General features: G+C 48.8%; 12 protein-coding genes. 5 read left to right on the top strand and 7 right to left on the bottom strand.

Features of this window, described 5'->3' with window-relative positions; translation table 11 throughout:
• Nucleotides 1-21 precede the first annotated feature (21 nt).
• The 7 genes from fdh3B to OEY58_13300 form a co-directional block, all read right to left on the bottom strand.
• Complete coding sequence (gene fdh3B / locus OEY58_13270; protein MDH5326425.1) at nucleotides 22-609, bottom strand: formate dehydrogenase FDH3 subunit beta; 588 nt, start codon at nucleotides 607-609, stop codon at nucleotides 22-24.
• Between the two features lie 34 nt (nucleotides 610-643).
• Complete coding sequence (locus OEY58_13275; protein ID MDH5326426.1) at nucleotides 644-3,535, bottom strand: formate dehydrogenase subunit alpha; 2,892 nt, start codon at nucleotides 3,533-3,535, stop codon at nucleotides 644-646.
• Nucleotides 3,536-3,669: 134 nt separating this feature from the next.
• Nucleotides 3,670-3,921, bottom strand: a complete 252-nt coding sequence (locus tag OEY58_13280; GenBank protein MDH5326427.1) for a formate dehydrogenase — start codon at nucleotides 3,919-3,921, stop codon at nucleotides 3,670-3,672.
• A 115-nt stretch (nucleotides 3,922-4,036) separates the two neighbouring features.
• Nucleotides 4,037-4,702, bottom strand: coding sequence for a molecular chaperone TorD family protein (locus OEY58_13285; protein ID MDH5326428.1), 666 nt, complete (start codon nucleotides 4,700-4,702; stop codon nucleotides 4,037-4,039).
• Nucleotides 4,699-6,408: a 4Fe-4S binding protein gene (locus OEY58_13290; protein ID MDH5326429.1), complete on the bottom strand. Its 1,710-nt coding sequence runs from the start codon at nucleotides 6,406-6,408 to the stop codon at nucleotides 4,699-4,701. The genes OEY58_13285 and OEY58_13290 overlap by 4 nt, the downstream gene beginning before the upstream one ends.
• Complete coding sequence (locus OEY58_13295; GenBank protein ID MDH5326430.1) at nucleotides 6,401-7,087, bottom strand: DUF3306 domain-containing protein; 687 nt, start codon at nucleotides 7,085-7,087, stop codon at nucleotides 6,401-6,403. Before OEY58_13295 ends, OEY58_13290 begins: the two co-directional genes overlap by 8 nt.
• A complete protein-coding gene (locus OEY58_13300; GenBank protein ID MDH5326431.1) occupies nucleotides 7,084-7,704 on the bottom strand; it encodes a DUF3305 domain-containing protein in 621 nt (206 codons plus the stop codon). Before OEY58_13300 ends, OEY58_13295 begins: the two co-directional genes overlap by 4 nt.
• Nucleotides 7,705-7,856: 152 nt before the next feature.
• Here OEY58_13300 and moaA point away from each other — a divergent pair, with 152 nt between their 5' ends.
• The 5 genes from moaA to mobA all read left to right on the top strand — a co-directional run bounded on the left by moaA (nucleotide 7,857) and on the right by mobA (nucleotide 12,797).
• Complete coding sequence (moaA, locus tag OEY58_13305) at nucleotides 7,857-8,873, top strand: GTP 3',8-cyclase MoaA (GenBank protein MDH5326432.1); 1,017 nt, start codon at nucleotides 7,857-7,859, stop codon at nucleotides 8,871-8,873.
• A gap of 3 nt (nucleotides 8,874-8,876) precedes the next feature.
• Nucleotides 8,877-9,746: a formate dehydrogenase accessory sulfurtransferase FdhD gene (locus OEY58_13310; GenBank protein ID MDH5326433.1), complete on the top strand. Its 870-nt coding sequence runs from the start codon at nucleotides 8,877-8,879 to the stop codon at nucleotides 9,744-9,746.
• A gap of 143 nt (nucleotides 9,747-9,889) precedes the next feature.
• Complete coding sequence (locus tag OEY58_13315; GenBank protein MDH5326434.1) at nucleotides 9,890-10,675, top strand: substrate-binding domain-containing protein; 786 nt, start codon at nucleotides 9,890-9,892, stop codon at nucleotides 10,673-10,675.
• Between the two features lie 5 nt (nucleotides 10,676-10,680).
• Nucleotides 10,681-11,382 (top strand): ABC transporter permease, encoded by a 702-nt coding sequence (locus OEY58_13320; protein ID MDH5326435.1) that lies wholly within the window; start codon nucleotides 10,681-10,683, stop codon nucleotides 11,380-11,382.
• A complete protein-coding gene (gene mobA / locus OEY58_13325) occupies nucleotides 11,379-12,797 on the top strand; it encodes a molybdenum cofactor guanylyltransferase (protein MDH5326436.1) in 1,419 nt (472 codons plus the stop codon). Before OEY58_13320 ends, mobA begins: the two co-directional genes overlap by 4 nt.
• Nucleotides 12,798-12,822: the final 25 nt, after the last annotated feature.

The raw sequence follows: 12,822 nt of genomic DNA on the forward strand, positions 1-12,822 counted from the left end.
CCCTTATGTCCGTTCCAGCCCTTATTTTCCTTTATAAGCGATACCCCAGCCCCAGGCGCCTGTACCGGCACCCCGATAGGTAACACGCTCTCTGTAAACATCCGATACTTTGTCGCTGTCTCCGGCCAATAACGCTTTGGTTGCACACATTTCAGCACAAATGGGTAACTTACCTTCACTAAGGCGATTGCGACCGTACTTTTTATGTTCCGCATCGGAATGGTCAGGCTCTGGTCCTCCGGCACAAAAAGTACATTTGTCCATTTTTCCGCGTGACCCGAAAGCCCCGTCCCCGGGAAACTGTGGCGCACCGAACGGGCAAGCGTAAAAACAATAACCACAGCCTATACACAGATCTTTGTTGTGCAGTACCACACCATCATCCGTGGTATAGAAACAATCCACCGGACAAACGGCAGCACAGGGCGCATCCGAACAATGCATGCAGGCCACCGAAATTGAGCGCTCACCGGGGGAACCGTCATTGATAGTGACCACTCGACGCCGGTTCATACCCCACGGCACTTCATGTTCATTTTTACATGCGGTTACACAGGCATTACACTCAATGCACCGTCCGGCGTCACACAGAAATTTCATTCGAGCCATTTCTTATCTCCTCACCCTGATTCCAGACCCAGGTTCAAGCGCGGCTTATGCGGCATAAAGAAGCTTTTGTTTCCTGCATTTGAGTCACCGAGTCATACCCATAAGTAAACGCAGTATTGCAAGCCTCTCCCAATACATACGGATCGCTTCCTTTAGGGTACTTACTACGCAAATCCTTACCTTGGAAGTGACCACCAAAATGAAAGGGCAGCCAAACCACGCCTGGTACGACACCGTGCTGAGTTATTTTTGCTTTAACCTTGATTTTGCCTCCCTCCGGTCCTTCCACCCAAATCATGTCACCGGGGCGTATTCCATTGTTATTGGCATCGACAATATTAATTTCCGCAAACATATCCTGTTGCAACTCAGCCAACCACGGGTTGGAGCGGGATTCGTCCCCACCCCCTTCGTACTCAACCAACCGTCCGCTGGTCATGATCAACGGATAGTCCTTGGAATAATCTTTCGCCTGTATGGATTGATAACGCACAGGTAAGCGGTAGAAAGATTTGCGATCTTCATAGGTGGGATACTTTTCCACTAAATCGCGCCGATTGGTATACAGGGCCTCCCGGTGAATGGGAACAGGATCAGGAAAGGTCCACACAATACTGCGCGCCTTGGCATTACCAAACGGCGCACAACCGTGTTTTATGGCCACTCTCTGGATGCCACCGGACAAATCTGTTTTCCAGTTTTTGCCTTCAGCCGATGCCTTTTCCGCGTCGGTCAGGTCCTTCCACCAACCCAGTTTTTTCAACATGTCAGCAGTGAATTCGGGGTATCCATCCTTAATCTCTGAGCCTTTGCTATAGGCTCCTTTTGCCAGTATATTGACGCCGTCGTGTTCCACCCCAAAGCGTGCTCTAAAGGTCAATCCCCCTTTGGCTACGGGCTTGCTCATATCGTACAGATTGGGAGTACCCGGATGTCCCATTTCCGCCGTACCCCAACAAGGCCATGGCAATCCAAAATATTCACCATTGCAAGGGCCACCCTGAGCTTCCAGCGAGGTATAATTAAAAGTATGCCAGTTCTGCTGCTGTTTTTTCATGCGTTCGGGACTTTGTCCGGTGTAACCGATAGTCCACATACCTTTATTGAATTCCCGGGTGACATCTTCAATTAGAGGTTCTTCACCGTTTATTTTGATGTTTTTAAACAATTGCTCGGAAAAACCCAGCTTTTTGGCAAACTTGTATATGATGGTGTGATCCGGCAAGGATTCAAACAAGGGATCAAATACCTTGTCTCGCCACTGCAAGGAACGATTGGAAGCGGTAACGGACCCATAGGTTTCAAACTGAGTCGCCGCGGGTAATAAATACACCCCGTCTTTGCGGTCGTGCATAACTGCGCTGACGGTAGGATACGGATCTATCACCACCAGGAGATCAAGTTTTTCCTGAGCCTGCTTCATCTCCGGCCCTCGCACTTGGCTGTTTGGCGCATGGCCCCACATAAACACGGCCTTAAAATTGTCTTTTTGAGCAATCTTATCCTTATCTTCCAACACTCCATCTATCCAACGGGAAACTGGGATACCTTTGGTGTTCATGGGTTTAACCGGCTTACCCTTAGCTTCTTCGTAACTGCCTTGGTCAAAACGGGATGAAATCCATTCGTAGTCCAGATCCCAAACTTTACTCCAGTGTTTCCAAGCCCCTTCAGACAGTCCGTAATAACCCGGTAGCGAATGGCTCAAAACACAAAAATCCGTGGCACCTTGTACATTATCGTGGCCGCGAAAAATATTGGTTCCGCCTCCACTGACCCCCATATTTCCCAATGCCAATTGGAAGTTACAGTAAGCACGGGTATTGTTATTGCCAATCGTGTGTTGTGTTCCACCCATACACCAGATAAACGTTCCGGGTCTATGATCCGCCATCAGTTTGGCTGCTTTCTTAACCAGGGCTTCGGGCACTCCTGTTACTTTCTCCACTTCGTCCGGCGTCCACTTCATGACTTCTTTTTGGATTTGATCCATGCCGTAGACACGCTGCTGAATAAATTTTTTATCTTCCCAGCCGTTTTTGAAAATATGCCACATCATTCCCCAAACAATGGGCACATCGCTGCCAGGGCGTATTTGTAAAAACACATCGGCATGCGCCGCTGTCCTGGTGTAACGTGGATCAATAACAATCAAAGGCGCATTATTTCTTTCCTTGGCGCGGAAAATATGTTGCAAAGATACCGGGTGGGCTTCGGCGGGATTCCCGCCAATTATCAATATGGCTTTGCTATTGTGAATATCGTTGTAGGAGTTGGTCATGGCGCCGTAGCCCCATGTATTGGCTACGCCGGCTACGGTAGTGGAATGACAAATACGCGCCTGATGGTCCACATTGTTAGTGCCCCACATGGCCGCGAACTTGCGAAACAAGTAGGCCTGCTCGTTATTAAACTTCGCTGAACCCAGCCAAAATACCGAGTCCGGTCCCGACGTATTACGAATTTCCAGTAATTTGTCGCCGATTTCATTGATAGCCTGATCCCATGAGACTTTAGTCCACTTTCCATTAACCAGTTTAGTGGGATACTTTAGACGCCGTTCGCCATGGCCGTGCTCGCGTACGGAAGCACCCTTCGCACAATGTGCGCCGCGGTTAAAAGGATGATCAAAAGCCGGTTCCTGTCCCGTCCATACACCGTTTTCCACTTCAGCGTATATACCGCAACCCACCGAACAATGTGTACATATTGTTCGAACTGTTTTGCTTTCTCCGGATTTTTTGGCGGCCGCAGGAGACGCAGCCTGTGCGTTTTGCATCATACCTAAAGGCATACTACTGACTGCGGCCAGCCCACCTACGGAGAGTCCGGAGCGTTTGAGGAAATCGCGCCGATTTAATGCCGTTGCGGTTTGTGTTGACCCGGAGCGCACTTGGGCTCCGGACGACTTCTTTACCAACTTCATGGACGGCCTCCTTGTTCGTGCACCGCACCCATCCACCCTACTTCGGCTTACAGTGCAATGTGTTCAGAGTTTAACCTTGATACTTAATACACTTCTCCCTGCCTGCTGACTTTTGTTACTGTTGCAAAACTGCCTTATTCGTTCAAACTATCATAGTAACGTTGCACGTGTTCGGTGAGTTGATAACCCTTGGAAGTCGGAGGATCGATTTTCGCCTGGACGGGCGCCTTCCTGTTGTTGTCATTGCCCAGTAAGCGAGCGGAAGCTGCACTGACAGCGGTAGCACCACCGACGGCAACCATTCCTGCCAAAAACGCGCGGCGTTGTTGTTCTTTGGATTGAGGCGTTGACGGCGTTGCAGATTTTGAAGACTGACGTTTTCCCATTTTGCGCTCCTTGTTAGCCCAAGCCTGGTTTCATTGTGTTACCAAGGCACAGCTTAAAACGAATGTCGTGACCCACATTGAAGTATTCAACCAAGTCGATCACTGGGGTAGTACTCTATGGTGGGTAATCAAACCACTGCTGTTCTATCAGCATGAATTGCCGGCCGACATCCGCCACCGCTTGATAAAATTCTGATGATTCCGCCTCTCTCAAATCGTCAAAAAATCGGCGCATCCATGACAGTACAAATGTCTCAACAAACTCCTGTTCTTGCTTAAAGGATAGTCTAGATTCTGTGATTATCACACTCATTGTTTCACAAAGTGCGGCCACATGGTCCTCCGGTTCATTTACCCCCTGCTGACGAGATAAACCCATTTCCTGCAGCCTGTTGCGCAAACGTGCCAAAGGTTTCTCCATAAGAAAACCGGTCAAATACCACGATGCGTAGGGAAGCAATTCGCCTCGCCCTAAACCAATAAACAGGGCAAAATATTCTGCTTCAATTTGCTCGGCACTATGCGCCTCTGCAGCCTGTACTAAATTGTTCCACGCAGCATTCATGGCGGAGCTTGTCGCGGAGTTTTTTGATGCGTTCTCAACGTCGTTTGCGTGCAACGCCCGAACGGTCGCTAACAAAGCCGGTGTAGGCGGTGACACCAATAAGGCCGCCAACAGTCTGTACACACCGGCCCTGACCAAATGTTCAGACCCCGGCGTCTTTGATGGCTGCTCTGATCCAGCCGCAGAGCTTGACTCTACTATCATCTCTTCTGTCATGGGACTTCCCGGCTCATGCCCAGTTCTTCTTCAAACATATCCTTAACGCGGCAATCTTCACACATTTTCAGGCGCTGTAAGGCCTGTCCTTGAAACATGGCATGCTGCTTTAACTTTAAGGTCATCTGCTCAATGATGCGTTGGCTGGCAAAGGCTTTCCCGCATTTGATGCATAAGAAAGGCTCCTCTTCGTTCAAAATTCGCTTGCTCTCCCGTTGGGCTCGATCAAACAAATAACGCGGCGACGGACCGATTGCGTCCTCAGGACATGTGCGGGCACATAGGCCGCATTGAACGCAATCGGCCTCCACAAACTTAATTACCGGATGATCCGATGCCGCAATCAGGGCGTTGCCTGGACACTGCCAGACGCACGCCATACAGAAGGTACAACGATTCTTATCCAGCCAAACTTCGCCAAATGGTGAACCAATCGGTAATGATACCAAGGGTCTGGGTGTTGTTGCATTTTGGTACAAATGGTCCAAAGCTCTGTGCAAGACTTCTCGTTTGCTGTTGCTGCTGAAAAACTCCGCCGGGTTTAGCGCCTTGTTCTCCGGTTCGGCGGCACACAATGCCGCCCAGCCCGATTCATCCATTTTATATTGTAAAACCGAGTCATCAGAATAACCCAGAGAATGCAGCAGGGTTCCCATAATCAGTAGTTGATTATCAAGCTCTTTTAATACCGATGCGGCGGTATGTGGTGTTGCCAGTAGTACCACTTGAACCGCGCCGTAGGCCAAAGCCGCCAGACACACATCCATTCCCACGACACCCAATTCTTCTATTTCCAGAGGAATCATGTTTTCCGGCCAGTGACCCACTACTTTATTGAGCGTTTCCTGACCGACTTCGGTATCGTAAAAAATCAAACGAGGATTTTCTCCTCCATGACGACGATACGCTTCTAATGCGGTATGTACCCGCAGCAGCTGATCTTCCAGACTGGGATAGGTATAACGAATCGCACCGGTAGGACAGGCCGAGGCACAACTTCCCGCCCCCTGACACAAATAAGGATCCACGTGAATGCCATTACCTAGAGTGGAAATCGCGTTAGCGGGACATACGTTGATGCATTGCGTACACGCTGTAATTCCGCTACGGCTGTGAGCGCAAATTTCCGGGTCGTAGTTAAAATACTTTGGCTTCTCGAATTCACCTACCATTTCACACACCCTATCCAATACTGCATCAGAATAGGCTGCTAACTTAGTGTATCCCTGCGGTGGTAACTGGGCGATAAAAAATTCCCGATCGCTCAAATCAACAACCAAGTCTACTGTTGCTTCGCTGGTTAATAAGTCCTGTAGACCAAACGAACCTTTAGGGGTGGAAAACGTGAATTGAAACCGCCCCAAGTATCCAACCAATCGAAGATCGCTGCAGAGAAAACTTTTTTCCAACACGGTTTTGCTTCGATTATAGTGAGTGACGCTGATAGTCTCCCTGTCAGAGGAGCTTTCGACGCCAAGCAAAGTGCAATGCAAGCCACCTTGGACCAACTTGTCCACCACCGCCTCTAACAGCGCGCTATCGGTTTGGTGTTTATCCGACAGCACCACTACCCAACCGCGTGATACATATTCAACTACCGTGGCTGCTTGACTCTGCAATTGCGCCACGGCCGTCAGAGAGTGCTGTAATGGCTTATCTTGGTAGGTGCGTTCAAGCACATCATTAAAAGGTTCTATTTCAAGCATCAGTTTTTTGAATTAACTCCACTTTGTTGACAGGGTCTACATCATCTTCAGATACACTTGGAGCAAGCAATTCCACCGGATCTTGTAATTCCTCCCGGTCCTCGTCTGCCGGGTCTTCCCGGGTTTCCTCGTCCCGAATTTTCGCTTCTTGTTCCTGAGACTTAGCCTCATCCTCTTTTCGTTTGGATTCAAACCGCAATCTCTCTCTCATTTCCCATGGAATCACATCCCCCAAGGGGGCAAACTGGGTATAATCTTCATCGTAATCGTTGAGACCGTCTGTCACATTAAACACCGGCATGGCAAATAATTTTCGCAAGGCACGGCGACGCAATGGTTCACTGACTTTCGGTGACATAAAACCACTGTAATCTGAATGCTCACCAAGACTCTCGATATCCGGCATATCCGCATCGCTCGGTTCTTCGGGCAGCTCTGATTGGGATAGCTCTGATTGGGATAGCTCTGATTGTGAGAGCGCTGACAAAGCGGGCTCCCCTGATGACACCTCGGCTGCATGAATATCGGTGCTTGCCCTTAACCCGGCATTCGCCTTTGTTGGTAGCGGCTCTTTTGGCGTCAATTGTTGATGATGCGATTTGCGCCGACTCCAACGCCTCAGAAAATCCTCTTCCACGTCATCCGGAGGGTCTATGTCAGACTGGGGTACATCTTTCATTCACTGCCGGCCTCACTCCAGTTTTTTCGTCGCCGCTTTTTACGCTGCGTGGGTATGTAATTTTCAAGCACAAATTGTTCGAGCAACAAGTACAATTCCGGCGGCATACTGACAGAAAACACTTGTTCATCGACTTCCATATAAGAAGCCGCTTCATCGTAACTTAAGGTAACCAGAAAAGGAGGGATAGGGCCGTCATTGATTTCCGCGGTATTCTCTGTAGTTTCACTGTGACAAATGACGAATACCTTAGGTGTTTCTGACATGAGATTGTGATAGTAACTATCGGCATCATCGGTATAAAGGGAAATACTGAGACCGGCACATAGATATTGAGATTGAGGGGAATCATTACGTAATGCGCGGGAGTCGTCTCCGGACACTGAATGGTAGTCGGCGTTACTGTTACTACTACCGTTTGCACTTGCACCAGCACTGTTGTCACTGTTTCCGGAGTGTTTCATTGAGTCGAGATGTTCGCCGACCAGTACCGCTCCCGCTTCCCACTGCCCGGACGACCAGGGGCTGGCGGATACCCGGTAATCCATAACAACACACACGGGTATGGCCTTCCGGCTTTCTGGGGAGATTTGGGGACTGGTCGTATTGTAGATCAATTTTTAATCCACTCTTTTGTAAGACGCGTCTAAAATCAGTATAGGAGTAATTTCCGGGAATGAAAGTTTTTTGTGGATTTACAAATCCAACAGCATGTGCTTAGCTTAAATAAATGACGCATTGGCTTTCTCAATGAACTGACCGGTATGAAATGGGTACAACTCCATCTATAGCCTCACCCAAACCGCTGCAGGACCGATTCGGACGCCACATCAACTATCTCCGTGTCTCTGTCACTGACCGATGTGATTTTCGCTGTATTTACTGTATGAACGAAAAAACTCAATTCACGCCTCGCAGTTGTATTCTAACGTTGGAGGAAATTGCGTTTATCATTCAGGCATTTTCGCTACTGGGCGTAAGTAAAGTGCGCATTACGGGAGGCGAACCTTTGGTTCGCAACAATCTCTCCTGGTTAATAAAGGAAATCCAAACCTTTCCCGAACTTAAAGAAACCGTATTAACCACCAATGGCTCACAATTACAGCGATTGGCACCGGAACTGCGACAAGCGGGCATAAAACGAATCAATATCAGCCTGGATACCCTGCGTCCGGAACGCTTCAAAAAAATCAGCCGTATCGGTCATTTAGAGACTGTGTTGCACGGGATAGAAACCTGCAAACAACTGGGGTTCCAACGCTTACGCCTTAACACCGTCATCATGAAAAATATTAACCATGATGAAATCCTGGATTTGGTGCACTTTGCAATTCAACAAAAAATCGATATTGCCTTTATAGAAGAAATGCCCCTAGGCAATCTGGAGGAACGCAATCGCGCGGATACCTTCTACAGCAATTCACAGATTAAGCAGGATTTAGAACAAAGGTTTACTCTACACACGTCCACGGCATCCAGCGGCGGTCCGGCAAAATATTTTCAGATTGAAAACAGCAACAGCAAAGTAGGATTTATCTCTCCTCACAGTCATAATTTTTGTCAACAATGCAACCGGGTGCGCCTGACTACGGATGGACGCCTGCTTTTATGTCTGGGTCAGGAGCATTCGGTGGATTTGAAAGCCATTGTACGTGCTCATCCGGGACGAATGGATGTGCTGCAAAAAGCCATTGTGGCTGCTATGGCCGTTAAACCGTTTGGACATGAATTCAATTTAAACCAACCGGTTGTTATTTCCCGCCATATGAATGTTTCCGGTGGTTAGTCCATGACGGTCTCCAGAAAAAACCGTAAACCCCAATTGAGCCAGTCCGGCCTCAGTCCAACTCACTGCGTACAAGCAATGGACGAGCAAGGAGATTTTCGGGAAGTCCAGGTTGCGGGTGAATCACCTTTGACACTGTATGTAGATGGCAAAGAAATTGTCACCTTGATGACTCTGGGGACCCACCCGGAAGCCTTGGCCTTGGGGTATTTGCGCACGCAACGGTTTATTGAGCGCCTGGAACAAATCAAGTCAGTGGACGTTAACTGGGACACCGAGTCGGCCCATGTGTGCACCTGGGATGGTGTTGATGGCTGGGATGAAAAACTGAAAAAACGCACAGTTACCACAGGCTGCGGACAGGGTACGGTTTTTAGCTGTACTCTGGACAAGCTTTACAACACCAGACTGCCCCGAGTCAGCATTCATCAAAGCCGGATTTATTTCTTGTTGGAAAACATTCGAAGTCATAATGAAATCTATAAACGCGCCGGCGCTGTACACGGTTGTGGATTATGCACCAATGGCCAAGTTTCTTTGTTCGTAGAAGATGTGGGTCGTCATAATGCCGCCGACGCCATTGCCGGATATATGTGGTTAGACGATATCCCGGGAGACGATAAAGTCTTTTATACAACCGGTCGTTTGACTTCGGAGATTGTCATGAAAGTCGCACTGATGCAAATCCCCATATTGTTATCACGTTCCGGTGTTACCCAAATGGGTTTGGAATTGGCGCAGGAGCTGGGCGTTACAATGATTGCCCGGGCCAAAGGAAAGCACTTCTTAGTTTATAATGGTAAGGAGAATATGATATTGGATCAAACCAAAGCATCCGCGACCAACACCCAACACGCGCCACACCCGGCCTAACAGTTATAATAACGATTGGGGGAACTATGTGTTGTGAAAGCAATCACTCGACTACAATAAAACAACCCGACGTTTTATTTTCCACAAGCGCTTTGCGCATACTTGCAGCTATCTTGTGCATATGGTTGCTTATTCCTGTGAGTATGGCTGAAACTCCGAAATCCGATTCTGTGATCCGCTTGGCTACCACCACGAGCACTGACAGTTCCGGTCTGTTAAAACATCTGATACCATCTTATCAGTCCGAAACCAATGATATTGTTCATGTCATCGCTGTGGGTACCGGTAAAGCCTTGCGTTTGTTACGCGAAGGTGATGTGGATGTGGTTTTGGTCCATGCCCGCTCGGCCGAAGAGCGTTTAATACAGGAAGGTTACGGCGTTAACCGCAAGGATGTCATGTACAATGATTTCGTTATTGTCGGTCCCCGGCATGATCCGGCCCAAATTCGCGCTAACCCCAATGCCGCACAAGCCTTACGGCAAATCATGATGGGAAAACACGCGTTTATTTCACGTGGCGACGACTCCGGCACCCATAAAAAGGAAACGTCTCTATGGAAGCAACTGGGTTTAACCCCGGTCGGACGCTGGTATCGTGAAGCCGGTCAAGGCATGGGTCGCGTACTGCAGATGGCAAGTGAATTGGATGCCTACACACTGACCGATCGCGGCACGTGGTTAGCCTACCTGGCAAAGAGTCCGCTGGAAATCCTGGTACAGGGAGACCAACACCTGTTCAATCCCTATGGTATTATTGCGGTAAATCCGCAAAAATACCCTGATGCCAACTACAAAGGCGCGAACCGGTTTATCCGCTGGATTACATCGCTTAAAGGGCAACAAATGATCGGAAGGTTTGCCATTAACGGAAAGCAACTGTTTATACCGATGGCCATGACCCAAAGAGCCCAAGTCAGTGAGCCATAAGCTTCATGGAATCATTGCGTGAAGCGAGCTGGAACGCTTTAGTTTTACTTTTCACCGGCGATACCGAATTATGGACTATAGTAGCCATTTCATTCAGCGTTTCCCTGCGCGCAATATTGATGGCCACGCCGTTCGCCCTCTGCGTGGCATTTGCCCTATCCCATTTGCATTTCCCCGGGCGCAAATTTCTTATCTCACTATTCAACACTTTGCTGGCACTGCCTGCTGTCATTGTCGGATTGACGGTGTACATGCTGTTGTCCCGCAACGGCCCATTGGGTGATTGGAAATTATTATTTACGCAAACCGCCATGATTATAGGGCAGTTCATTCTTTGTTTTCCCCTACTAGTGGCTGTCAGTCATTCGGCATTTAAAGCCGCAGATCAACGCGTATGGGAAAGTGCCAGAACACTTGGCGCCAAACCTTGGCAAGCCATGTTAACGTTAATGTATGAAGTCCGGTTTGGTCTTCTGGCAGCTATCCTGGCCGGTTTCGGCCGAGTGATCGCTGAAGTAGGCAGCTCTATGATGGTCGGAGGTAATATTGCCAACTATACTCGCAATATACCCACAGCCATTGCTCTGGAAACCAGTAAAGGTGCTTTTGCCCAGGGAATTGCGCTGGGCTTGGTATTATTGCTAGCCGCGCTGCTGTTAAATATTTTTTTGAGCTTCTTTCAAGAAAAAGGCGGAACCCCGCAGTGACAGCCTTAATTCACATTGAACATCTGCTTAAAACCAGAAGCCGCCACAGACTCCTGGATATAACAGGTTTCAAGATTCCGGAAAATACCTGCATGGTGCTAAGCGGTCGCAATGGCGCCGGTAAAACCACTTTATTAAAAATACTGGCCGGTCTGGAAGCACCGGACCAAGCAATGTTCCACTACCATGGCGTATCTCAGGACTGGCATTCACTGAGACCGACGCTGCTTCGTCATACCGTGTATTTGCATCAACACCCGTATATGTTTGACCGCAGTGTCTGGGAAAACGTCGCATATGGCCTTCGTTTTACCGCTTTGAACAAAACCCAAATCGATGAACAGGTGCAGCAGGCCCTTAACTGGGCGGGTTTGTCACACTTGGCGCAAAGAAACGCACAAAGCCTTTCCGGCGGAGAAAAGCAACGCGTGGCTCTCAGCAGAGCGCGAATTCTCGCCCCCAAACTTTTGCTTTTGGACGAGCCCATGGCCAATATGGACCGGGAATCCAGAGAGCAGACTATACAACTGATTAAGCGCCTTGAAGCTGAGGGAATCAGTTCCATTGTTACCAGCCATGAACCTCACTTCGCCCGGCAGTTCAGTCAAACCCATCGCCATCTATGTAAAACCGGTCCACAGCGCTATACTATCGTAGAACCATTTCTATACACGGGCCCACTAAACCCTTCGGCTGCGCCGGAAGAAAAAACCATTGTGGAAACGACAGCTGAAATGAGGCGATGGTTTGCAGTAGACCCGGCCAAACCCGCTTATACCGACAAAACAGAGATGACAACCGTTAATCTAACCAAACAAAAAGTCACTGCAGTTATCCTCGCAGGCGGCCGCGCCAGACGTATGGGGGGGCAGGACAAAGGTCTGATCCCCTTGCGTGGAACAGCCATGATCGAATACGTTCTGAATTCCGTTCAGCCTCAAGTGAAAACCCTATTGATCAACGCCAATCGGAATTTGGAGCAATATGGGCAGTACGGCTACGAGGTTGTGGAAGATATCATAGGCGATTATTATGGTCCCTTGGTAGGTATGGCCAGCGGGCTGCAGGCAAGTAAAACGGACTTGGTCGTTACCCTCCCCTGTGACTCACCATTATTGCCGGAAGACCTGGTTTCTAAACTGGTCAATACACTGGAACACAACGAGGCTGAGATAGCCGTAGCTCATGACGGCAACCGCATGCAACCGGTGTTTGCCTGCTTACGACGCTCCCTGCTGCCTGACTTGCTTCAATACCTGGAAGCCGGTGGACGCAAAATTGATACCTGGTATGCTCAAAAAAATACCGTTCTGGCGGACTTTTCCAAGGCTACCCAAGTATTCATCAACATTAATACCGAAGAAGATCAATGTGATATGGAAGCATTGCTCGAGCAACGGGAAAGCCACGCTTGAAACCGTGTTAGATCCTATGGGGGAT

This window comes from Gammaproteobacteria bacterium (assembly GCA_029882975.1).
Taxonomy (GTDB): Bacteria; Pseudomonadota; Gammaproteobacteria; order SZUA-152; family SZUA-152; genus JAJDNG01.